Origin of the sequence: Streptomyces aureus (assembly GCF_000725495.1) — a bacterium.
In the GTDB taxonomy this organism is placed as follows: Bacteria; Actinomycetota; Actinomycetes; order Streptomycetales; family Streptomycetaceae; genus Streptomyces; species Streptomyces aureus_B.
Genome location: NZ_JNZD01000019.1, coordinates 79,083 through 101,163 on the forward strand (window position 1 = coordinate 79,083; position 22,081 = coordinate 101,163).

Sequence of the window (22,081 nt, forward strand, 5' to 3'; positions counted from 1 at the left end):
GCGTTCGTGCCCGCCCCGCGGGGCCGCCCGGCCGCCCCGCGCGGCGGATCCCGGCTCTCGACTGCTTCCCCCGGCGGAGCGCGATCGCCGCTTAAGCTGGTTTCATGGCCTTGGTCGAGGTGTTGACGCATGTCGCTAACCGGTGCCTCGGGCGTAAGGGATGAGTTCGTCGTGATTTGTTCGCGAAGGGGCGGTTGAAGGTGAGCGCGTCGGGCACGGCCGCGGCCGGTCAGGTCGAGCACATGCTGCGCCAGGTGACGCCCGGGCGTTACGACGCCTACGAGGCGCTGCTTCGCGCGCTCGCGACCCCTTCGTCCGGCCAGGTGTGGATGCTGCTGTGGCACGGCCAGGCCGGCTCCCCGGACGCCCAGTACGGCAACATGCACGTGGACGGCTTCGGGTACGCGCCCTGCGTCACGTCGGCCCAGGAGCTCTCCGCCAGTGGCTGGAACCGCAGTTACGAGGTCGTGGACGCCCTCGACGTGGCCCGGACGCTGTACCCCGACCAGTTCGGGCTCTGGCTCAACCCGCACGCCCCCGGCGGCGGCCTCGGTGTGCCCTGGCTGGATCTGCGCCGTATCGCCACGGGCCTGGAACGCCAGCCCGCGGGCCCGCTGCGGCTGTCCGAACCCGCCATCGAGATCCCGCAGTTCTACGCGCTGATCACGCAGAACGCGCATCGGACACCGGCCGTGCGCTCGCTGCGCCGCGCCTGGGTCCAGCCCGCGATCGGGGCGCCGTATCTCGCCATCGGCCTTGACGTGTACGACACTTCACCGCCCGCCGTCGACTCGGTGCGGGCGATGATGCAGCAGTCGATCGGCGCCGTTCCGGAGGGACTTCCCGTCTCCACCGTCGCGATGTCGGACGAGTTCGACCCGGTGGCGATGTGGCTGCGCGCGAACGCCCGCCCGTTCTACGACCGTGAGGCGCACGGGGCTCCCGCGCAGGCGCCGACGGCGGGCGGCTACGGCTATCCGCCGGCCCGCGGCGGCTACTGAGAGCGTCCCGAATCCCGGACCTCTCGCATGCCCGTGCGAGATCGACTGGCATCATGAGTCTGCACACGGCCTTCACGCGGCGTGCGCTCCAAGCTGCTGACCTGCGGGGAAGCGGATGCATGTGCCGAATGTCCCGTTTTGGCAGTACTTCTCACCAAAAGAACTCTCTTGAGTCCTTCACGGTCAATTGGCAGTCGTCCGACTCCCGTTACCCACTGTTCGGATAACGGAATCCCCCAACAAGCATCACGGTTGCGCATACTTTCTCCATGAGGCCTGGCACCTGATCGTGGCGGCACTGAAGACTCGCCCATCAGACACGGGGTTTTCGATCCTGTGAGCGAGTGCAAGTCGAATCATCAGCCGGGTCATCGGACCGCACCATCTGCGGTCAACTTCCCGGCGGGCAAGTGAACCAAGCCGCAGACAGCGGCAGTCGTAGGCCGGTCACCACCGGCGAGAGGGGTCGGGTCACTGTGACCGCACCGATCGAGACCACCGCGGCGGCAACGGACGCGCAGCCAGAGGCTGTGCTCGCCGGAGCCGGCAAGGGGCAGATCGAGGGCCGTTCCCTGGGACAGATCGCCTGGACGCGCTTCAAGCGCGACAAGGTGGCGGTCGCCGGCGGTGTCATCGTCGTACTGCTCATCCTGATGGCGATCCTCGCCCGGCCTCTCCAGTCCCTGCTGGGGCTGGACCCGAACGCCTTCCACCAGGACCTGATCGACCCGAACACCTCGCTGCCCAAGGGCGGCATGGGTGGCATGAGCGGCGACCACCCGCTCGGTGTGGACCCCAAGTTCGGGCGCGACCTCGCCACCCGAGTCCTGGAGGGCTCCTGGGTGTCGCTGGTGGTCGCCTTCGGCGCCACGATCCTGTCGAACGTGATCGGCGCGATCCTCGGCGTCGTCGCGGGCTTCTACGGCGGCCGGGTCGACTCGATCATCAGCCGTCTGATGGACACCTTCCTCGCCTTCCCCCTCCTGCTCTTCGCGATCGCCATCTCCGCGACGCTGCAGGGCGGAGCGTTCGGCCTGGAGGGACTTCCGCTCCACCTGAGCGTGCTGATCTTCGTCATCGGCTTCTTCAACTGGCCCTACCTCGGCCGCATCGTCCGGGGCCAGACGCTCGCCCTGCGTGAGCGGGAATTCGTGGACGCCTCCCGGGGCATGGGCGCCAAGGGCCCCTACATCGTCTTCCGGGAGCTGCTCCCCAACCTGGTCGGCCCGATCATCGTCTACTCGACGCTGCTCATCCCGACCAACATCCTCTTCGAGGCTTCCCTGAGCTTCCTGGGGGTCGGCATCCAGCCCCCGCAGGCCTCATGGGGCGGCATGCTCCGTGAAGCGGTCACCTACTACCAGGTCGACCCGCAGTTCATGATCGTGCCCGGCCTTGCCATCTTCGTGACCGTCCTCGCCTTCAACCTGCTCGGCGACGGTCTCCGCGACGCTCTCGACCCGCGCAGCCGCTGATGCCTGACGCACCCCGAGAGATCATCAAGTTTCCGACAATGGAGGGGAACCCGCCCATCATGCGTAGGTCAACGCTGGCCGCCATTGCGGCCATCGGCTCCGCGAGTCTGCTCGTTGCAGGCTGCAGCAAGGCCGATGACAACAAGAACACCGACACCACGAAGTCAGCTGGGGCCAACGCAGCGACCACGGACGTCGTCAACGCCTCCACGAAGAAGGGGGGCACGGTCACGTACGAGTACTCGGACGTGCCGGACTCCTTCGACCCGGGCAACACGTACTACGCGTACATGTACAACCTCTCCCGGCTGTACGCCCGTCCGCTGATGACGTTCCAGCCCGGCGCCGGCGAGAAGGGCAACACCCTCGTCCCGGACCTCGCCTCCGGCAAGGGTGTCCCGAGCGACGGCGGTAAGACCTGGACGTACAAGCTGCGTACGGGTGTGAAGTACCAGGACGGCACCGCGATCACGTCGAAGGACGTCAAGTACGCGGTCGAGCGCTCCAACTTCGCGCGTGACGTGCTCTCCCTCGGCCCGAACTACTTCCAGCAGTTCCTCGTGGGCGGCGACAAGTACAAGGGTCCCTACAAGGACAAGAGCGCCAAGGGCCTCTCCTCCATCGAGACCCCGGACGACTCGACGATCGTCTTCCACCTGAAGACGGCCTTCCAGGAGTTCGACTACCTCGTCGCCTCGCCGCAGACCGCTCCGGTCCCGCAGGCCAAGGACAACGGCGTCGACTACGTCAAGAACATCGTGTCCTCGGGCTCGTACAAGTTCCAGAGCTACCAGGACGGCAAGCAGGCCGTCCTCGTGCGCAACGAGAACTGGGACGCGAAGACCGACCCGCTGCGCAAGCAGTACCCGGACAAGATCGTCGTCAACCTGAAGGTCAACGCCGAGACGATCGACAAGGACGTCCTCGCGGGCGACGCGATCGACCTCGGTGGTGGCGGTGTCCAGGCCGCGACCCAGGCGCAGCTGCTCACCTCCGCCGACAAGAAGGCGAACACGGACAACACCTACGGTGGCCGTCTCGTCTACATGGCGATCAACACCAAGGTGAAGCCGTTCGACAACGTCGCGTGCCGCAAGGCCGTGCAGTTCGCGATCGACAAGGTCTCGGTGCAGACCGCCGAGGGCGGCCCGATCCGCGGCGACATCGCCTCCACGGTCCTCCCGCCGGACATCCCGGGCTACGCCAAGTCGGACGTCTACGCGAGCGCCGGCAACAAGGGTGACGCGGCCAAGGCCAAGGAGCAGCTCAAGGCCTGCGGCAAGTCGAAGATCAGCACCAACATCTCGGCCCGCAGCGACCGTCCGCAGGAGATCGACGCCGCCACGGCGATCATCAACTCGCTGAAGGCCGCCGGCATCAACGCCACCCTGAAGCAGTACCCGTCGGGCAAGTACTTCACCGACTACGCGGGTGTCCCGAAGTTCACCGAGAAGCAGAACATCGGCCTGATCATGATGCAGTGGGGTGCCGACTGGCCTTCCGGCTACGGCTTCCTGCAGCAGATCCTGAACGGCTCCGCGATCGGTCAGTCGGGTAACACCAACCTGTCGCAGTACAACAACAAGGACGTCAACTCCCTCCTGGAGAAGGCGATCGGTACGCAGGACGACGCCGCGCGCAACGCCCTGTACACCGAGATCGACAAGAAGACCATGGACGACGCCGTCCTCGTGCCGCTGACCTACTTCAAGGTTCTGCTGGCCCGCCCGCAGTACGCGACCAACCTGGTCTCCACGGCGGCCTTCAGCGGTCAGTACGACTACCTCAACATCGGCACCACGAAGAAGTAGCCCCGGAAGGCAGGTGAAGGCATTGGTGCCCGCGGGCTCAGCCCGCGGGCACCAGCGCCGATCCCCGTGATCTCGTACATCCTCCGTCGGACGGCAGCGGCAGCGATCCTGCTCCTGGTCGTCTCCGCGGTCACCTTCGCCATCTTCTTCCTGCTGCCCAGACTGGCCGGCCAGACCGCCGACCAGCTCGCGCAGCAGTACATCGGGAAGAGCCCGACGAAGGCCGACATCATCGCGGTCAAGCACAATCTCGGTCTGGACCAGCCCGTCTACGTCCAGTACTGGCACTTCATCAAGGGGATCGTCAGCGGCGCCACCTATGACCTGGGTCCCACCACGGTGCACTGTGACGCACCGTGCTTCGGGTACTCCTTCAAGACCCACCAGGCCGTCTGGCCGCAGCTGACCTCGCGCCTGCCGATCACCCTGTCGCTCGCCGCGGGTGCCGCGGTGCTGTGGCTGGTCTCCGGTGTGGCCATCGGCGTGATCTCCGCCCTCAAGCCGCGTTCGTTCTTCGACCGCACCTTCATGGGCGTCGCGCTCGCCGGTGTCTCGCTGCCCATGTTCTTCACGGGCAACCTGGCTCTGCTGCTCTTCACCTACAAGTGGCCGATCTTCGGCCGCACCTACGTCCCGTTCATGGAGAACCCCGCGCAGTGGGCCAACACGCTCTTCCCGGCGTGGTGTTCGCTCGCTCTCCTGTACTCCGCCATCTACGCGCGGCTGACCCGCTCGGGCATGCTGGAGACGATGAACGAGGACTTCATCCGCACGGCCCGCGCCAAGGGCCTGCGTGAGCGGAAGGTCGTGGTCCGGCACGGACTGCGGGCCGCCCTCACCCCGATCATCACCGTCTTCGGCATGGACCTCGGTCTGCTGCTCGGCGGTGCCGTCATCACCGAGAGCGTGTTCTCTCTCCACGGTGTCGGCGAGTACGCGGTGGACGGCATCACCGACAACGACCTGCCGCAGATCCTCGGCGTGACGCTTCTCGCCGCCTTCTTCGTTGTCATCGCAAATCTTCTGGTGGACATGCTCTACGCAGCCGCCGACCCGCGGGTGAGGCTCTCGTGACCGAACTGTCCAAGACCGGCGCCGCGGTCGGCGAGCCCGTCTCCTCGCCCTCGGACGCTCCCAAGGCGTTCCTCGAAGTACGCGACCTCAAGGTGCACTTCCCGACCGACGACGGCCTGGTCAAGTCCGTCGACGGGCTCACCTTCTCGGTGGAGAAGGGCAAGACCCTCTGCGTCGTGGGCGAGTCGGGTTCCGGCAAGTCCGTCACCTCGCTGGCGATCATGGGCCTGCACCGCCTCGGCGCGCGCGGCAAGAACGTGCAGATGTCGGGCGAGATCTGGCTCGGCGGCAAGGAACTGGTCAACGCCGACCCGGACGAGGTGCGCAAGCTCCGCGGCCGCGAGATGGCGATGATCTTCCAGGACCCGCTGTCGGCGATGCACCCGTACTACACGATCGGCAACCAGATCGTGGAGGCGTACCGCACCCACCACAAGGTCAGCAAGAAGGTCGCCCGCACGCGGGCGATCGAGATGCTCGACCGCGTGGGCATCCCCGAGCCGGGCAAGCGCGTCGACAGCTACCCGCACGAGTTCTCGGGCGGTATGCGTCAGCGCGCGATGATCGCGATGGCGCTCGTCAACAACCCCGAGCTGCTCATCGCGGACGAGCCGACGACCGCCCTGGACGTGACCGTCCAGGCGCAGATCCTCGACCTCATCCGCGACCTGCAGAAGGAGTTCGGTTCCGCGGTCGTCCTCATCACCCACGACCTGGGTGTGGTGGCCGAGATCGCCGACGACGTCCTCGTGATGTACGGCGGCCGGTGCGTGGAGCGCGGCTCCGCCGATCGGGTCTTCGAGCGGCCGCAGCACCCCTACACCTGGGGTCTGCTCGGCTCGATGCCCCGTATCGACCGTGAGACGTCCGAGCGGCTCATCCCCGTCAAGGGCCAGCCGCCGAGCCTCATCAACGTCCCCTCGGGCTGTGCCTTCCACCCGCGCTGCCCGTACGCGGACCTGCCCAAGGGCAATGTCACCCGCACCGTGCGCCCCGAACTGCAGCTGGTGGACAGCGGCCACTACACCGCCTGCCACCTCTCGCAGGAGGACCGCACGCGGATCTGGACCGAAGAGATTGCGCCGAAGCTGTGAGTGAGAACAACAAGAAGGACGGCGCCGGCGCGGTGATCCCGCAGCAGGCCGCGGCTCCCGCGCACCGCGCGAAGTCCTCGGAGAGCAGCGAGGTCCTCCTCCGGGTCCAGGGGCTGCAGAAGCACTTCCCCATCCGGAAGGGCGTTCTCCAGCGTCAGGTCGGCGCGGTCAAGGCCGTCGACGGCATCGACTTCGAGGTCCGCAAGGGCGAGACGCTGGGCGTCGTCGGCGAGTCCGGCTGCGGCAAGTCGACCATGGGCCGGGTCATCACCCGTCTCCAGGACCCGACCGGCGGCACCATCGAGTTCGAGGGCCGGGACATCACCCGGCTCAGCGCCTCGAAGATGCGTCCGATGCGCCGCGACATCCAGATGATCTTCCAGGACCCGTACGGGTCGCTGAACCCCCGTCACACCATCGGCTCGATCGTCTCGGCGCCCTTCCGGCTCCAGAACGTGGAGCCCGAGGGCGGTGTGAAGAAGGAGGTCCAGCGGCTCCTGGAGCTGGTGGGTCTGAGCCCCGAGCACTACAACCGCTATCCGCACGAGTTCTCCGGCGGTCAGCGCCAGCGCATCGGCATCGCCCGCGCGCTCGCCCTGAAGCCGAAGCTGGTCGTGGCGGACGAGCCGGTCTCGGCGCTCGACGTGTCGATCCAGGCGCAGGTCGTGAACCTGATGGACGACCTGCAGTCCGAGCTGGGCCTGACGTACGTGATCATCGCGCACGACCTCTCCGTGGTGCGCCATGTCTCGGACCGCATCGCGGTGATGTACCTCGGCAAGATCGTCGAGCTCGCCGACCGCACCTCGCTGTACGAGGCGCCGATGCACCCGTACACCAAGGCCCTGATGTCGGCCGTGCCGGTGCCGGACCCCAAGCGCCGGGGCGCCAAGAGCGAGCGGATCCTGCTGCGCGGCGACGTTCCCTCGCCGATCGCGCCGCCGAGCGGCTGCCGGTTCCACACCCGGTGCTGGAAGGCCACCCAGGTCTGCAAGACGACCGAGCCCCCGCTCATCGAGCTGCGGCCCGGTCAGCGCGTGGCCTGCCACCACCCGGAGAACGCCCCGGACCAGGCTCCGCAGGACGTCGTCCTGCTCTCGGCCGCCCGCGAAGCGGTCGAGCTGGTCTCCGGCGTGGAATCCGCCGAGGTGTCGGGCACGGCTCCGGCCGAGCTCGCCGCCGAGGACGAGGCCGCCGCCACGGAGGAGGCCGCCACGGAGGCCCCCGCCAAGGCTGAGGCTGCCACGGAGGAGGCTCCCGTCGAGGAGGCCGCCGCCACCGAGGAGACCGGCACCGCGTCGGACTCCGCGGGTGCGGAAGCCGATCGTCAGGAGTCAACCGACAAGTAGGCCGTGACGACTTGGCAAAGTCATGAACATGCCTGAGCGGGAGAGTGCAGAGTCCTGCGTGTCCGTCTGATCAGAAATGATCGGCACACGTACGAAAGGGACGCGAAATGGCACTCTCCCGTTCGGCACGTTTAGGCGCGCTCGCCACCGCGGCGGCCTCCTTCCTCCTCGTCGCCGCCTCCTCCGCCCCCACCCCCGGCGCGGACGGCATCGGCGACACGTACTTCCCCCGGCTGGGCAACGGCGGCTTCGACGCCCGCCACTACACCCTGGACGTGGTGTACAACCCCGACACCGACCGGCTGGACGGCGTCACGACCCTCACCGCCCGCGCCGGCCAGAACCTCTCCGCCTTCGACCTGGACCTCCAGAAGCTGGACGTCACGCGGATCGAGGTGAACGGCAGAGCGGCCCGCTTCACGCGGGACGGCGACGAGATCCACATCACCCCGCGCGGCCCGCTCGCCCGCGGCAAGGACTTCACGGTGGCCGTCACCTACGGCGGTGTCCCCGAGGCCCTCAACGGCCCGATCGTGTTCGGCTCCGACTACGGCTGGATGAAGACCCCGGACGGCGTCTTCGTCGCCTGCGAGCCCAACGCGGCCTCCACCTGGTTCCCCTCCAGCGACCACCCCTCGGACAAGGCGACCTACGACATCCGCATCACGGCTCCCAAGGGCCTGACGGCGGTCTCCAACGGACGCCTGATATCCACCCGCGACAAGGGCGCGAACACGGTCACGCACTGGCGCGAGGGCCGGCCCATGGCCACCTACCTCGCGACGGCGACCATCGGGAAGTTCGACGTGCGGACCGGGAGGACGCCGGCCGGGACGCCGATCTACGTGGCCGTCGACCCGGTGCTCGCGAACAGCAACAGCGTCGACGTGTACGCCGTCACCGCCGAGGCCACCGACTACTGGTCGCAGGTGTTCGGCCCGTACCCGTTCGAGGAGACCGGGGCCATCGTCGACGACATGCCCCAGGCGGGCTTCTCGCTGGAGGTGCAGTCGAAGCCCGCGTACTCGGCGGTGCGTTCGGAGTCGACGATCGTGCACGAGCTGGCCCACCAGTGGTTCGGCGACTCCGTCTCGGTGGAGCGCTGGAAGGACATCTGGCTGAACGAGGGCTTCGCGACCTACGCGCAGTGGCTGTGGGCCGAGCACAAGGGCGTCCGCTCGGCGCACGACTCCTTCGTCGCCGGATACAACCAGCGGCCCGCCGACTCCGCCTTCTGGCAGACGAAGGTCGCCGACCCGCAGCGGGACACCATGTTCGCCTCCGCGGTCTACCAGCGGGGCGCGATGACGCTCCAGATGCTGCGCGAGCGCATCGGCGACACCGCGTTCTTCAAGCTGCTGCCCGCGTGGACGAAGCTGCACCGGTACGGGAACGCGAACACCGCCCAGTTCATCGCCCTCGCCGAGAAGATCTCCGGGCAGCAGCTCGACGATCTCTTCCAGACCTGGCTGTTCACCACAGGCAAGCCCGCCCTCTAGACCTTCCTTCGTAAGGCGCACACCCCGCGACAGGTGAGAATGTGGGGGTGCTCCAGCAACTGTTCAGCCCCTCCGTCCAGCACACGCTCGACCTGATCGGCATCTTCGTCTTCGCGATCTCCGGCGCCCTGCTGGCCGTCCGCAAGAACTTCGACGTCTTCGGGATAGCCGTTCTCGCGGAGATCACCGCGCTGGGCGGAGGGCTGCTGCGCGACATCATCATCGGTGCCGTACCCCCGGCGGCCTTCACCGACCTGGGGTACTTCACCACCCCGATCGTCTGCGCCCTGATCGTGTTCTTCCTGCACCCGCAGGTGGAGCGCATCCAGGTCGGCGTGAACGTCTTCGACGCGGCCGGGCTCGGACTGTTCTGCGTCACCGGCACCGTCAAGGCGTACGACTACGGGCTCGGCCTCACCGCCTCCGCCGCCCTCGGCCTCGCGACGGCCGTGGGCGGCGGTGTGCTGCGCGACGTCCTCGCCAACGAGGTCCCCTCCCTGCTGCGCTGGGACCGTGACCTCTACGCGGTCCCGGCGATCGTCGGCGCCACGATGGTCGTGATCTGCATCCGGTACGACGCGCTCACCCCGTTCACCAGCGGTCTGGCCGTCGTCACGGCCTTCGTGCTGCGCCTGTTCGCGATGCGGTACCACTGGCGAGCTCCGCGCGCGTGGAACCGCCGCTCGACAGTGCGCGAGGACGAGGGCTCCTGATCCGGTCGGCGCCGGCCACCGTGCCGGCGCCCCCGGTGGTGCCCGTACCCGGCGCGCCCGTCCCGCCCGCCGTGCGGCCGGCGCCCGCCGCGCCCCTCTTCCCGGCGTCGAACTGCGCGGTCAGCCAGCGGAACACCTCCGGCAACTGAGGCCGCCACAGCCCCATGTCGTGGCCGCCCGCGCTGCGCGGCAGCAGCACCACGTCCACCCGCGTCGGCGGCTTCGCGACCGCCTGGATCGCGGCGCCCGCCTGGTACCCGTCCCCGGACTCGCCGGAGAAGTAGAGGGCGATCCGCGGCGGGACGCGGTCGGCGCGCAGCAGCAGCCAGGGGTTGTTGCGCCGGCGCAGTTCGAGGGTCCGGCCGGCCAGGGAACTGCGTTCGCCCTTGGGGTCGTTGTACCCGGACATGCTCACCGCGGCCCGGTAGCGGTCGGGATGGGCCACGGCCAGCTTGGTGGCGCAGTGCGCCCCGGCCGAGTAGCCGGCCGTGGCCCATCCGTCCGGCGCGGGCTCGGCGCGGAAGTTGTCCATGACCATCCGCGGCACGTCGATGCTCAGCCAGCTCTCCGCGTTCACCGTCCCCGGGATGTTCGCGCAGCCGGTGTCGGCGCGGGCCAGCAGGTTGGTCCGCGGGGCGACCAGGATGAACGGCGCGACGCGTCCGTCGAGCATCATCGGCCGCAGCTGCTCGTGCACCCGCAGGGAGCCGAACCACGCCTTGGCGGAGCCGGGGTAGCCGGGCAGCAGTTCCACGACGGGGAACTTTTTGTGCCGGTAGGCGGGCTCGTCGTACTGCGGCGGCAGCCAGACGTAGACCTCGGCGTTCACTCCCGACACGCGTCCCTTCAGATCGGTGACGCGAACCCCGCCGGCCGAGCCCATGCGCGGGCCCTGGGCCGGCACGAACGTCTGCCGCACCCGGGGCAGGGTCTTCAGCGAGATCCCCCCGGTGCCGTCCACACCGAGGTCGGCGGCCCGTTGGACGTGGTTGCCGGTGCCGAGGAGGTCGGCCCAGTTGTCGTACAGGTTGTTGGCGTTGTTCACGAGGACGAACACCAGGCTGATCGCCGTGCCCTGCGCGAACAGCAGCATCAGCAGCCGGCTCGCCGCGCGCACCGGCGACGGTCCGGGTACCCGGGACCACAGGACCAGGGGCAGCAGGAGGGCGACCGCGCACAGCACGAAGGAGGTCAGGAGGAACGTTGTCCCGGTGAGGCTCATGTCCCAACAGAGGAGAACCGCGGCCGATTGGTCACGGATGATTGCGGACACTTAACAAGAAATTGCCGAATCCTCACCTGGTTGGACGGAAGGCGGGGCGCCCGCGAGGCCGCGATGGTAAAAGCTACCGCTTAGTAATTTCCTGTTGTACCGTTCACGTATGGCAGAAGCAGCTTCGGTACAGGCCCTGCGGGCCACGATCGGCGACAGCGAGTTCGACCGGGACACCTCCGTCACCCCGCGCGGGGACGGCGTCTACGACGTCGACCTCTCCGCCGGGTGGACGATCATCAACGCCGTCAACGGCGGCTATCTGCTGGCCGTCCTCGGCCGCGCGCTCGCCGACGCCCTCCCGCACTCCGACCCGTTCACGGTCTCCGCGCACTATCTGACCGCGTCCCAGCCGGGCGCCGCGGTCATCCGCACGGACGTCGTCCGCACCGGACGGACGCTCTCGACCGGGCAGGCCTCCCTCTTCCAGTACGACGAAGAGGGCCGTGAGGTCGAGCGCATCCGTGTGCTCGCCTCGTACGGGGACCTCGACACCCTGCCCGACGACGTCCGCACGACCGCGCTGCCGCCGGCGATCCCGCCCATGGACCAGTGCTTCGGCCCGCAGGACGCCCCGGCCCCCATCCCCGGCAGCTCGGCCATCACCGACCGGCTGTTCCTCAAGCTCGACCCCGCCACGCTCGGCTGGGCCCTCGGCGCGCCGTCCGGGAAGGGCGAGATGCGGTCGTGGTTCGGGCTGGCCGACGGCCGGGACGCCGATCCGCTCTCGCTGCTGCTCGCGGTCGACGCGCTGCCGCCGACGGCCTTCGAGATCGGTCTCTCCGGCTGGGTGCCGACCGTCGAGCTGACCGTGCACGTGCGGTGCCGCCCGGCGCCCGGACCACTGCGGGTGTCGATCACCACCCGCAACCTCGCCGGGGGGTTCCTGGAGGAGGACGCGGAGGTCTGGGACAGCGCCGACCGCCTGGTCGCCCAGTCCCGCCAACTGGCCCGTGCCCGCCTGAGCTGACGGTCCGCGTCGACCGGGGCTGCCCGGCTGCCTCGGCATGCCCGCCTCGGCCCGGCGGCGAGGTTCACGACCCGGAACCCGGGGCGCAGGAGCGGTGCGGGACCGGCTGTGCGCTTCCGCGCGTCCGGGGCCTCTCCGGGCCCCGGACGCGGTCTCCCGTGCTCTCAGGCGTTCACCAGGGGGCGGCGGCCCGTCCAGGCCGCCAGACGGTCGTAGGCGTCGGCGTCCTCGGGCGCCGGCACCACCGCCCCGAACGGCAGCTCCGGGTCCTCGCGCCCCTCGTCGGGCAGCACGCGGGCCGCGATCATGAGCGCGAACTCGGCCGGCTCCGGGTCGAGCGCGAGGGGCCGGCCCAGCGCCTCCGAGAGGTCCCAGGTGTGGGTGACCGCCTCCATCACGTACCCGGCCAGCGCGATCCGGCCGGGGGCCTCGCCCCACGGCACCCGCACCAGGGCGTCCAGCCGGGCGTCGTCCGCCCAGCCCGCGCGGACCAGTTCCCGCACCTCCTCGTACGCGGCGGCCCAGCCGTCGTCCGGGACGCCGTCGGCGAACGGCGGCAGCGCGAGCCCGTCGCCGCCCGCCCCGATCACGGCGATCCGCCGGGTCCCGCCGACCATGTGCGACAGCAGTCGGCGGACGTCGAACTCGTCGCACGGCGTGGGGCCGTCCAGCTGCTCCGGCCGCACGGTCGCGATCAGCGAGGCGATCTGGGCGGCGGCGCGGGCGTACAGGGGGCGGGGGTCCAGGGCGTTCATGACTACCTCTTCCGTGTCTCGGTGTGTGCCCCACTGTCGACCCATAACCTGACAGTTTCCGTCAACATTTGCGGACGGCCCCGGGCGGACGCGATCCTGGACGCGTGAAGTCCGACCGGCTGCTCTCGATCCTGCTGCTCCTCCAGACCCGCGGCCGCGTCCCGGCGCACGAACTGGCCGACCGGCTCGAGGTGTCGGTGCGCACGATCTACCGGGACGTGGAGGCCCTGTCCGCCTCCGGCGTCCCGGTCTACGCCGAGCGCGGGCGCCACGGCGGCATCGAACTCCTCGCCGGATTCCGTACGGACGTCACGGGACTGACCGCCGACGAGTCCCGCTCGCTGTTCATCCTGGCGGCCCAGGGCGCGCACGCCGCCCTCGGTCTGGACGCGGCGCTCGGCTCGGCGCTGCGCAAGGTGATGGCCGCCCTGCCCGCGCCCTTCCGGCCCGCCGCCGAGGTCACCAGCCGCAGGGTCCTCGTCGACGCCACACGCTGGAAGGGCGGCCCCCGGCCGGCCGTCGATCTGGACGTGCTCCAGGACGCCGTCTTCTCCGACCGCCGGCTGCGGCTGCGCTACCGCCACGGCGGGGACGCCGAACCGCGCACCTACACCGTCGACCCGTACGGTCTCGTCTCCAAGGCCGGGGTCTGGTACCTGGTCGCCGACCGGCGCGGCGCCCCGCGGCTGTTCCGCGCCGACCGGGTCCGCTCGGCCGCCCTCCTGCCGGACCCGGTGCGCCGCCGCCCGGGCGTCGAACTCGCCGACGCCTGGGAGGTGCTGCGCCGCCAGGTCGAGGAGCGGCCGGGAGGCGTCGACGTCACGGTCCGGGTACGGCGGTCCCGGCTCGACATGTTCGTACGCCTCCACGGGTCCTCCCTCGCCGAACTGCCCGAGGACGACGGCACGGGCGAGTGGGTGACCGCCCGCCTCTCCCTGGGCTCGGTGCGCGAGACCCGCACGCTGCTGGCCTTCGGGGACGCGCTCGAAGTCCTGGCGCCGGCCGAGGCGCGTACCGAGCTGGCGGAGACGGCCGCCGCCATCACCGCGGTGTACGAGGGGGGTTGAGCCCCGCCGTCCCGCCTGTGCCCGCACAGGAACCCACAGTCCGGGCACAGCGCGGCCCTACGTGGATCTGATCCTCTGGCTCCCGCTCGTCCGGCCACCGCCGACCGGCCCACGTGAACCGACTGGGAGTTGCCCCATGAACCGTCGTGCCCGCCTCGTTCCGCTCGTCGCCCTTCTCGCGTTCTCGCCCCTCCTGGCGGCCTGCGGCTCCGGTGACACGTCCTCCTCGGACGGCAAGACCTCCGGCGGGCAGAGCTGCACGCCCCCCTCCGGGATGCCGGGCGGCGGCTCCGGACGCCCCAGCGGCGCGCCGTCGGGCATGCCCTCGCGGTCGGGCGCGCCCTCGGGCATGCCGAGCGGATTCCCGTCCGGGACGCCGAGCGACTTCCCCTCGGGCATGCCGAGCGGCGCCCCCGGCGGCGGCATGGGCGGCGGCCAGGGCGGCTGCGGCGGCCAGATGGGCGGCCAGGGGCAGGGCCGGCCGGCCGCGCAGGGCTGACGCGGGGGAGGCCCGCCGCTCTGGGGCGGCGGGGGGGAATCGGCCGTGCGGGGCCGGCGGGGGAGGCCCGTCGTTCAGGGCCGGCGTGAACAGGGCCCGCCGTCGTACGGGGCGGCGGGCGGTCAGCCGAGCCAGTGGCGGCGGCCGATGCTGATCAGACGCATCTGACGGCTCGCCGTCCTGGCCACCCGCTCCCGCTCCGCCTCGGAGCCGTCCAGCGCCTCCAGGAACGCCGAGGCCGCCATCAGCATGTGGTCGACGTACAGACCCGCCAGCATCAGCAGGTCGTCGTCGCTCCACCCGGCCGACTCGGGGTGCTCGGCCAGCGCGTGGGCGACCTCCTCGGCGAACCGGGCCAGTTGCTCCCGGATCGCGTCGCGCACCGGCTGCACCCCGCCGTGCCGCTCGCGCGCGATGAAGCGGACGTGCGCCGGGTGCGCCCCGACATGGTGGGCGATCAGTTCCACGGCACGGGCGATGCGTTCGTCGCTGTCGCCGGCCGTGGACACCGTGTCCTCGATCATCGGGTGCAGACTGCCCAGCGCCTCCTCGACGAGTGCCACGCCGAGATCCGCCGTCGAGCGGAAGTGCCGGTAGAAGGCCGTCGGGGCGACTCCGACGGCCCGCGTGACCTCGCGCAGCCCCAGGCTGCTCAGGCTCTGGTGCTCCAGAAGCCCCAACGCCGAGTCCAGCAGCGCCTGTCGGGTCTTCTGCTTCTGCGCCTGGCGGATGCCGAGAGTGTGACTCATACCATGCAGTTAACAACTGTTCTCTGGAATTGAAAAGCCGTGGAGCGCGCTAGACTCAAGAGTCAGTGAACAACTGTTACTACAACCGTTCACTGGAACGTCAAGTCGCGGAAACACCGGGGGTTCACCGTTGAGGTCCCGGGACCTTCCGGGACCGGACTCCGAGACTTCTCCGAGAGGCATCCCATGCTGTTCCTCGTCGCCGCACTCCTGCTGCTCGGCGTCGTGATGGGCTCCGTGGCGCACGCGCCGCTGACCGTGAGCCTCGTCGCCGCGTCCGTCATCGGCGTCTGGCTGGTCGTCTTCGCGCTGCGCGAGCGCGGGGCCCGCCGACGCCACTCCTCCGCCAACTGACCGTTGGTCCCGCACCTTTGCCGACCGGCCGTTGGTCCCACCCTTCACCAACCGACCGTTGGGAGCTGACTCACGTCATGGAACTCACCGCGCGCACCACCGGCACCACCCGCACCGCCCGTTCGGCCGTCACGGCCCGTCCGGCCGGCGCGGAGCGCACCGCCGGGGCCGTCCGCCCCGCCGAGGCGGCCCAGGCCGCCCCCGCGAAGCGCCGCACCGGCGTCAAGGACGCGGACGGCATGGCCGTCGCCTCCTTCGTCCTCGGGCTGCTCGGCCTCCTCGTGCTCAACCTCTTCCTCGGCCCGATCGCGATCGTCCTGGCCTCCGCCGCCCTCTGGCGCGGCACGGCCCGCCGCGGCCGCGCCTTCCTCGGCCTCGGCCTGGGCGTCGCCGACCTGGTCGTCCTGGTCGCCTTCATGCAGTTCGACAACACGGTCTCCTGGAGCTTCTGAGACATCCGGGGCCCGGTCCCGGCCAGAGGCGGGCGCCGAGCCACGGGGGGCCGGGGCGAGCCGGAGCGGGCCCGTAGAATCGAGCCCACCATGGCTTACCTCGACCACGCCGCGACCACCCCCATGCTTCCCGAGGCGGTGGAGGCCCTGACCGCCCGGCTGGGCGTCACGGGCAACGCCTCCTCCCTCCACGCCGCCGGCCGCGCCGCGCGACGCGCCGTCGAGGAGGCCCGCGAGACCCTGGCGGACGCCCTGGGCGCCCGTCCCAGCGAGGTGGTGTTCACCTCCGGCGGCACCGAGGCCGACAACCTCGCGGTGAAGGGCCTGTACTGGTCCCGCAGGGACGCCGATCCGGCCCGTACCCGCGTCCTCGCGAGCCCGGTCGAGCACCACGCCGTCCTCGACGCGGTGCACTGGCTCGGCGAGCACGAGGGCGCCACCGTCGAGTACCTGCCCGTCGACGCGTTCGGCCGCGTCCACCCCGGCGCCCTGCGCGAGGCCATCGCCCGCAACCCCGACGACGTCGCCCTCGCCACGGTCATGTGGGCCAACAACGAGATCGGCACCGTCATGCCGGTCCGTGAACTGGCCGACGTGGCGGCCGAGTTCGACGTCCCGCTGCACGCCGACGCGGTCCAGGCCTTCGGCCAGGTCCCCGTCGACTTCGCGGCCTCGGGCCTCGCCGCGATGACCGTCTCCGGCCACAAGGTGGGCGGACCCTACGGCATCGGCGCGCTGCTCCTCGGCCGTGAGTACAGCCCCGTCCCCGTGCTCCACGGAGGCGGCCAGGAGCGGCACGTCCGCTCCGGCACCCTCGACGTGCCCGCCGTCGTCTCCTTCGCGGTCGCCGGGCGGCTGGCCGCCGAGCGCAGGGAGTGGTTCGCCGGCGAGATCGGCGCCCTGCGCGACGACCTGGCCGACGCCGTCGTCAAGGCCGTGCCCGACGCGATCCTCGGCGGCGACCCGGCCCCCGGCGGCCGGCTGCCCGCCAACGCGCACTTCACGTTCCCGGGCTGCGAGGGCGACTCGCTGCTCCTGCTGCTCGACGCGCAGGGCATCGAGTGCTCCACCGGCTCGGCCTGCACGGCCGGGGTGGCCCAGCCGAGCCATGTCCTCCTCGCCACCGGCACCGACCCGGACCTCGCCCGGGGCACCCTGCGCTTCTCGCTCGGCCACACCTCCACCCGGGCGGACGTCGAGGCGGTGGCCCGGGCGATCGGTCCCGCGGTGGAACGGGCGCGCCGGGCGGGTCTCACCTGATCCCGGCCCGGTGGGGCTGCGCCTGATCCCGGCCCGGCGGGGCGGCGGCTGACACCGGCTCCGTGGGGTGGCGGCTGACACCGGCCCCGTGGGGCGGCGGCTGATCGCGGCCCGGCGGGGTGGCGGTTGATCGCGGCCCGGTCCGGTGGTGGCGAGGACCGGGAGGACCGGGAGGACCCCGTCAGGCCGACGCCGTCCGGGCCCGCCGTACGAGCCGGATGTACCGGTCCCAGTCCCAGTACCGCCCGGGGTCCGTGTGGTCGGTGCCCGGGACCTCGACGTGCCCCACGATGTGCTCGCGGTCCACGGGTATGCCGTACCGACCGCAGATCGCGGCCGTCAGCCGCGCCGAGGCCTCGTACATCGCGTCCGTGAACGACGACGGCCGGTCCACGAAACCCTCGTGCTCGATGCCGACGCTGCGTTCGTTGTACGAGCGGTTGCCCGCGTGGAACGCCACGTCCAGCTCGCGGATCATCTGCGTGACCCGGCCGTCCCTGCGGACCACGTAGTGGGCGGCCGCTCCGTGCCCGGGGTCCTGGAAGGCCCGCACCGCGCTCGCGTACCCGCCCTGGGTGACATGGACGACGACGCGGTCTATCGCGTAGTCGTCGGGGCGGTCGGCCCGCCGCCAGTTCGCCGCCGAGGCCGCGATCCACCGCGCGCCCCGGAAGTCCACCGCGCCCGCGACGCGTGACTTCTCCACGCCCGGCAGCCGCCACCACAGGTGCGACAGCTCCTCACGGGCGAGCCCGGCCGCGCTCACGGCGGCCGCCAGACCGCCGAAGAGCAGCACCCGCCGCCCGACCGGCCGGTCCGCGTCCCCCGCCCCGGCCGCCCGGCTCCGCGGCCCGCCCGGCTTCCCCTTTTTCGCCCCCATGCGATCTTCAACGGATACTCGCGGGTTCCGGTTCCCGCGGCCCCGTACCCTGGAGGGGTTATGACTGACACCTCGCAGCGCCCCCTCCGCGTCCTCGCCGCCATGTCGGGCGGAGTGGACTCCGCCGTAGCCGCCGCCCGTGCCGCCGAGGCCGGGCACGACGTGACGGGCGTCCACCTCGCCCTCTCGGCGAACCCGCAGTCGTTCCGGACCGGCGCGCGCGGCTGCTGCACCATCGAGGACTCGCGCGACGCCCGCCGGGCCGCCGACGTCATCGGCATCCCGTTCTACGTCTGGGACCTCGCCGAGCGCTTCCGCGAGGACGTCGTCGAGGACTTCATCGCCGAGTACGAGGCCGGCCGCACCCCGAACCCCTGCCTGCGCTGCAACGAGAAGATCAAGTTCGCCGCGCTGCTGGACAAGGCGCTCGCGCTCGGCTTCGACGCCGTCTGCACCGGCCACTACGCCCAGGTGATCGTCCGCGAGGACGGAACCCGCGAGCTGCACCGCGCCTCGGACATGGCCAAGGACCAGTCGTACGTCCTCGGCGTCCTGGACGACCGTCAGCTCGCCCACGCGCTGTTCCCCCTCGGCGACACGGTCACCACCAAGGACGAGATCCGGGCCGAGGCCGAGCGCCGGGGCCTGGCGGTCGCCAAGAAGCCGGACTCGCACGACATCTGCTTCATCGCCGACGGCGACACCCAGGGCTTCCTCGCGAACCGGCTCGGCAAGGCCGAGGGCGACATCGTCGACGAGTCCGGAGCCACCATCGGCACCCACGAGGGCGCGTACGGCTTCACCATCGGCCAGCGCAAGGGACTGCGCATCGGCACCCCGGCCGCCGACGGCAAGCCCCGGTACGTGCTCGACATCTCGCCGGTGAACAACACGGTCACGGTCGGACCGGCCGCCTCCCTGGACGTGTCCGCGCTGACCGCGATCAAGCCCCGCTGGTGCGGCGCGGCCCCGGCCGGCCCCGGCACCTACACCGCCCAGCTGCGCGCCCACGGGGGCGAGACCGAGGTGGACGCCGAACTCGTCGACGGCGAGCTGCGGGTGACCTTCGAGGAGCCGGTCCGCGGCGTCGCTCCCGGCCAGGCGATCGTCCTGTACGACGGCACGCGCGTCGTCGGCTCGGCGACCATCGCGACGACCACGCGCGCGACGGCGGACGTCTAGAACTCCCCGTCCCGTGCGGCCCGGCCCGGCCCGGCCCGGCGCAGGTGCCGCCGGGCCGCACGGGACGCCGGCTATCCGTCCGTGCGGAAGAACTCCGCCAGCACCGGTGCGAGCACCCCCGGGTCCACCATGTGGGTCTGCCCCTCCAGCGTGCGGTACGAGCCGTTCGGCGCCGCCTCGGCGATGCGCCGCGCCGCCTCGCGCATCCACGCGGGGCTCGCGTCACCCGCGACGGACAGCAGGGGCACCGACAGCGCGGCCAGCCGTTCGCCCGGGACCCGGCTCTCGCCCATCGCGGCGTCGTCGTACGCCAGGGTCGGCGCGATGGCCTCCATCCCGGGCCAGGCGTGGGACATGCGCACCCCGGCGATCATCTCCGGGGGCGTGCCCACCAGGGCCAGGAACAGCTCGACCGCGTCGCCGCGCCGGCCCTGGCCGAGCAGCTCGGCCAGCCGCTCCGTGTACTCCGCCCGCTGCTTTCCCGCCACCTCGTCCACCGCGAACGGCGTCTCGTAGACGGCGACTTCGCGGACGGGCAGTCCGCTCATGGCGGCCTCCAGGGCCAGCGCGCCGCCCGACGAGATGCCGTAGAGCGCCGCACTGCCCCCGAAGACGTCGATCAGCGCCGCGATGTCCTCGACCTCGCGGGCCACCGCGAAGGGCGCGGTGTCGCCGCTGGCACCGCGGCCCCGCCGGTCGTAGGTGACGGCGCCGAAGCGGTCCGAGAGGGCCTCGGCGAGGGGCGCCAGCGTGGCGCCCGTGCACATGGCGCCGCCGACCAGCACGACCGTCGGGCCGTCACCGTGGCGTTCGTACGCGATCGGGGTCCCGTCGCGCGAGAGGGTCTTGTTGTCCATGCGGTAAGAGACTGCCCGCCGCCCGCGGACTCATCGGGGCACCACGCCCGGGCCGTCCGGAACTCAGGACACCTCCGCCTCGTAGAAGCAGAGGTGGTCCCTGATCGCGGCCACGTCCGGCTTGGGATCGGGATAGGCCCACACCAGATCGGCCGCGCCGGGACGCGACCAGTAGGACGCGGTGCCCTTGAACGGGCAGTACGTGTGGGTGTCGGAGGGCGTCAGCAGGTCCAGCCGGACGTCCGCCGGCGGGAGGTAGTAGCGCACGGGACAGCCCGTCTCGCGCAGGACCAGGGGGCGGTCGCTCTCCGCCAGGACCTGGCCGTCGTGCACGACGCGGACGTGCCGTGTGCCCTGCTCGATGGTGATCGTGTGTCCTTCAGCCATGTACGGAAAGCGCTCGCGGGTCCCGATTCGTTCCCGCGTACGGTGAAGCCATGAACATCTGTGTCTTCCTCTCCGCCGCCGACCTCGACGACCGCTACACCCGCCCCGCCCGGGAGTTCGCCGAACTCCTCGGCAAGGGCGGCCACACGCTCGTCTGGGGCGGCTCCGACGTCGGTCTGATGAAGGTGGTCGCCGACGGCGTGCAGGAGGCGGGCGGACGGCTGGTGGGCGTCTCCGTGGACTTCCTCGCCGACCGGGCCCGCCCCGGCGCCGACGAGATGGTCGTGGCCCGTGACCTGGCCGAGCGCAAGGCACTGCTGCTGGCGAAGGCCGACGCGGTGGTCGTGATGGTCGGCGGCACCGGCACCCTCGACGAGGCGACCGAGATCCTGGAGCTGAAGAAGCACGGCAAGACCGAGAAGCCGGTCGTCCTGCTCAACACGGCCGGCTTCTACGACGGCCTGAAGGAGCAGTTCCGGCGGATGGACGCCGAGGGCTTCCTGCCGCGCCCGCTCACCGACCTGGTGTTCTTCGCCGAGGAGCCGGTGGGGGCGCTGGCCTACCTGGAGGAGAGCGTCGGCATCCGCTGAGGCACCCCCTGAGCCACCCGCGGGTGGCCGGGACCGGCCGCCGGTGATGCGAGCATGGCGTCCATGCCTACACATGTGATCACCGGGGCCGGCTCCGGCATCGGCGCGGCCGTCGCCCGCCGTCTGCACGCGCGCGGGGACGAACTCGTGCTCCACGCGCGCGACGCCGGCCGCGCGAAGGAACTGGCCGCGGCCTTCCCCGGGGCGAAGACCCTGGTCGGCGACCTGGCGGACCCCGACAAGCTGTCCTGGGCGTTCTCCCACCAGGCGCTCCCCGGCCGCGTCGACTCCCTGCTGCACATCGCGGGCGTGGTCGACCTCGGCCCGGTCGGCGAACTGACCCCCAAGGCCTGGCGCCACCAGCTCAACGTCAACCTGATCGCCCCCGCCGAGCTGACCCGCCACTTCCTGCCCCAGCTGCGTCTCGCCCAGGGCCACGTGCTCTTCGTGAACTCCGGCGCCGGTCTGAACGCCCACGCCGACTGGTCCGCCTACGCCGCCTCCAAGCACGGCCTGAAGGCCCTCGCCGACTCCCTGCGCCACGAGGAGCACGCGGCCGGGGTCCGGGTGACCTCCGTCTACCCCGGCCGCACCGCGAGTCCCATGCAGGCCAAGGTGCACCGGCAGGAGGGCAAGGAGTACGACGCCTCGAAGTGGATCGACCCCGAGTCGGTGGCGACGACGATCCTGATGGCGCTCGACCTGCCCCGCGACGCCGAGGTCAACGACCTGACGGTGCGCCCGGGCGGCTGAGGCCTGCGGTCCGCGGGGGACGCCCGGGAGGCCGGGG

General features: G+C 71.1%; 23 protein-coding genes. 17 read left to right on the forward strand and 6 right to left on the reverse strand.

What is annotated here, in order from left to right; all coding sequences use genetic code 11:
- Positions 1 to 200 precede the first annotated feature (200 nt).
- The 8 genes from IO36_RS23145 (at position 201) to IO36_RS23180 (ending at position 10,016) form a co-directional block, all read left to right on the forward strand.
- Entirely contained in the window at positions 201 to 1,001 is an 801-nt protein-coding gene (locus IO36_RS23145) for an enhanced serine sensitivity protein SseB C-terminal domain-containing protein (protein WP_037622727.1), read from the forward strand.
- A gap of 476 nt (positions 1,002 to 1,477) precedes the next feature.
- Positions 1,478 to 2,476 (forward strand): ABC transporter permease, encoded by a 999-nt coding sequence (locus tag IO36_RS23150; protein ID WP_037622584.1) that lies wholly within the window; start codon positions 1,478 to 1,480, stop codon positions 2,474 to 2,476.
- A gap of 38 nt (positions 2,477 to 2,514) precedes the next feature.
- Complete coding sequence (locus tag IO36_RS23155; RefSeq protein WP_037622585.1) at positions 2,515 to 4,287, forward strand: ABC transporter substrate-binding protein; 1,773 nt, start codon at positions 2,515 to 2,517, stop codon at positions 4,285 to 4,287.
- A gap of 66 nt (positions 4,288 to 4,353) precedes the next feature.
- Positions 4,354 to 5,361 carry an ABC transporter permease gene (locus IO36_RS23160; RefSeq protein WP_037622586.1) on the forward strand — a complete coding sequence of 336 codons (1,008 nt, stop codon included), beginning with the start codon at positions 4,354 to 4,356 and terminating at the stop codon, positions 5,359 to 5,361.
- On the forward strand, positions 5,358 to 6,455 hold the full coding sequence (locus tag IO36_RS23165) for an ABC transporter ATP-binding protein (protein WP_037622587.1): 1,098 nt from the start codon (positions 5,358 to 5,360) through the stop codon (positions 6,453 to 6,455). Before IO36_RS23160 ends, IO36_RS23165 begins: the two co-directional genes overlap by 4 nt.
- The gene (locus IO36_RS23170) at positions 6,452 to 7,804 is read left to right on the forward strand and encodes an ABC transporter ATP-binding protein (protein ID WP_051900847.1); all 1,353 of its coding nucleotides are present in this window, start codon (positions 6,452 to 6,454) and stop codon (positions 7,802 to 7,804) included. Before IO36_RS23165 ends, IO36_RS23170 begins: the two co-directional genes overlap by 4 nt.
- 107 nt (positions 7,805 to 7,911) lie before the next feature.
- Positions 7,912 to 9,303 carry a M1 family metallopeptidase gene (locus tag IO36_RS23175; RefSeq protein ID WP_037622588.1) on the forward strand — a complete coding sequence of 464 codons (1,392 nt, stop codon included), beginning with the start codon at positions 7,912 to 7,914 and terminating at the stop codon, positions 9,301 to 9,303.
- Between the two features lie 47 nt (positions 9,304 to 9,350).
- Positions 9,351 to 10,016, forward strand: coding sequence for a trimeric intracellular cation channel family protein (locus IO36_RS23180; protein WP_037622589.1), 666 nt, complete (start codon positions 9,351 to 9,353; stop codon positions 10,014 to 10,016).
- Here IO36_RS23180 and IO36_RS23185 read toward each other — a convergent pair.
- On the reverse strand, positions 9,916 to 11,238 hold the full coding sequence (locus tag IO36_RS23185) for an alpha/beta hydrolase (RefSeq protein WP_037622590.1): 1,323 nt from the start codon (positions 11,236 to 11,238) through the stop codon (positions 9,916 to 9,918). The two genes, IO36_RS23180 and IO36_RS23185, sit on opposite strands and share 101 nt — an antisense overlap.
- 160 nt (positions 11,239 to 11,398) lie before the next feature.
- On the opposite strand from IO36_RS23185, the gene IO36_RS23190 reads away from it, so the two are divergent.
- The gene (locus IO36_RS23190) at positions 11,399 to 12,259 is read left to right on the forward strand and encodes a thioesterase family protein (protein WP_037622593.1); all 861 of its coding nucleotides are present in this window, start codon (positions 11,399 to 11,401) and stop codon (positions 12,257 to 12,259) included.
- 164 nt (positions 12,260 to 12,423) lie between these two features.
- Here IO36_RS23190 and IO36_RS23195 read toward each other — a convergent pair whose 3' ends face one another.
- Positions 12,424 to 13,014 (reverse strand): TIGR03086 family metal-binding protein, encoded by a 591-nt coding sequence (locus tag IO36_RS23195; protein ID WP_037622595.1) that lies wholly within the window; start codon positions 13,012 to 13,014, stop codon positions 12,424 to 12,426.
- A gap of 104 nt (positions 13,015 to 13,118) precedes the next feature.
- Between IO36_RS23195 and IO36_RS23200 the strand changes: the two genes are divergently transcribed.
- Positions 13,119 to 14,081: a helix-turn-helix transcriptional regulator gene (locus IO36_RS23200; RefSeq protein ID WP_037622596.1), complete on the forward strand. Its 963-nt coding sequence runs from the start codon at positions 13,119 to 13,121 to the stop codon at positions 14,079 to 14,081.
- A 136-nt stretch (positions 14,082 to 14,217) separates the two neighbouring features.
- A complete protein-coding gene (locus IO36_RS23205; RefSeq protein ID WP_037622598.1) occupies positions 14,218 to 14,580 on the forward strand; it encodes a hypothetical protein in 363 nt (120 codons plus the stop codon).
- A 122-nt stretch (positions 14,581 to 14,702) separates the two neighbouring features.
- Here the strand turns inward: IO36_RS23205 and IO36_RS23210 are convergent, their stop codons facing one another.
- Entirely contained in the window at positions 14,703 to 15,329 is a 627-nt protein-coding gene (locus tag IO36_RS23210; RefSeq protein ID WP_037622599.1) for a TetR family transcriptional regulator, read from the reverse strand.
- A gap of 186 nt (positions 15,330 to 15,515) precedes the next feature.
- Here IO36_RS23210 and IO36_RS47425 point away from each other — a divergent pair, with 186 nt between their 5' ends.
- The 3 genes from IO36_RS47425 to IO36_RS23225 all read left to right on the forward strand — a co-directional run bounded on the left by IO36_RS47425 (position 15,516) and on the right by IO36_RS23225 (position 17,395).
- Positions 15,516 to 15,683 (forward strand): hypothetical protein, encoded by a 168-nt coding sequence (locus IO36_RS47425; protein ID WP_037622600.1) that lies wholly within the window; start codon positions 15,516 to 15,518, stop codon positions 15,681 to 15,683.
- Positions 15,684 to 15,760: 77 nt separating this feature from the next.
- Positions 15,761 to 16,135, forward strand: coding sequence for a DUF4190 domain-containing protein (locus IO36_RS49370; RefSeq protein ID WP_425535546.1), 375 nt, complete (start codon positions 15,761 to 15,763; stop codon positions 16,133 to 16,135).
- Between the two features lie 90 nt (positions 16,136 to 16,225).
- A complete protein-coding gene (locus IO36_RS23225; protein ID WP_037622602.1) occupies positions 16,226 to 17,395 on the forward strand; it encodes a cysteine desulfurase family protein in 1,170 nt (389 codons plus the stop codon).
- Between the two features lie 181 nt (positions 17,396 to 17,576).
- Here the strand turns inward: IO36_RS23225 and IO36_RS23230 are convergent, their stop codons facing one another.
- Complete coding sequence (locus IO36_RS23230) at positions 17,577 to 18,275, reverse strand: N-acetylmuramoyl-L-alanine amidase (protein WP_037622604.1); 699 nt, start codon at positions 18,273 to 18,275, stop codon at positions 17,577 to 17,579.
- Positions 18,276 to 18,335: 60 nt separating this feature from the next.
- Here IO36_RS23230 and mnmA point away from each other — a divergent pair, with 60 nt between their 5' ends.
- The gene (gene mnmA / locus IO36_RS23235) at positions 18,336 to 19,457 is read left to right on the forward strand and encodes a tRNA 2-thiouridine(34) synthase MnmA (protein WP_037622607.1); all 1,122 of its coding nucleotides are present in this window, start codon (positions 18,336 to 18,338) and stop codon (positions 19,455 to 19,457) included.
- Positions 19,458 to 19,528: 71 nt separating this feature from the next.
- Here mnmA and IO36_RS23240 read toward each other — a convergent pair whose 3' ends face one another.
- Positions 19,529 to 20,314 carry an alpha/beta fold hydrolase gene (locus IO36_RS23240; protein WP_037622609.1) on the reverse strand — a complete coding sequence of 262 codons (786 nt, stop codon included), beginning with the start codon at positions 20,312 to 20,314 and terminating at the stop codon, positions 19,529 to 19,531.
- Between the two features lie 63 nt (positions 20,315 to 20,377).
- Positions 20,378 to 20,701: a DUF427 domain-containing protein gene (locus IO36_RS23245; protein WP_037622610.1), complete on the reverse strand. Its 324-nt coding sequence runs from the start codon at positions 20,699 to 20,701 to the stop codon at positions 20,378 to 20,380.
- A gap of 50 nt (positions 20,702 to 20,751) precedes the next feature.
- Between IO36_RS23245 and IO36_RS23250 the strand changes: the two genes are divergently transcribed.
- Together IO36_RS23250 and IO36_RS23255 are read left to right on the forward strand one after the other, a co-directional pair.
- Complete coding sequence (locus IO36_RS23250) at positions 20,752 to 21,291, forward strand: LOG family protein (RefSeq protein WP_037622611.1); 540 nt, start codon at positions 20,752 to 20,754, stop codon at positions 21,289 to 21,291.
- A 63-nt stretch (positions 21,292 to 21,354) separates the two neighbouring features.
- Positions 21,355 to 22,044, forward strand: coding sequence for an SDR family oxidoreductase (locus IO36_RS23255; protein WP_209441255.1), 690 nt, complete (start codon positions 21,355 to 21,357; stop codon positions 22,042 to 22,044).
- Positions 22,045 to 22,081: the final 37 nt, after the last annotated feature.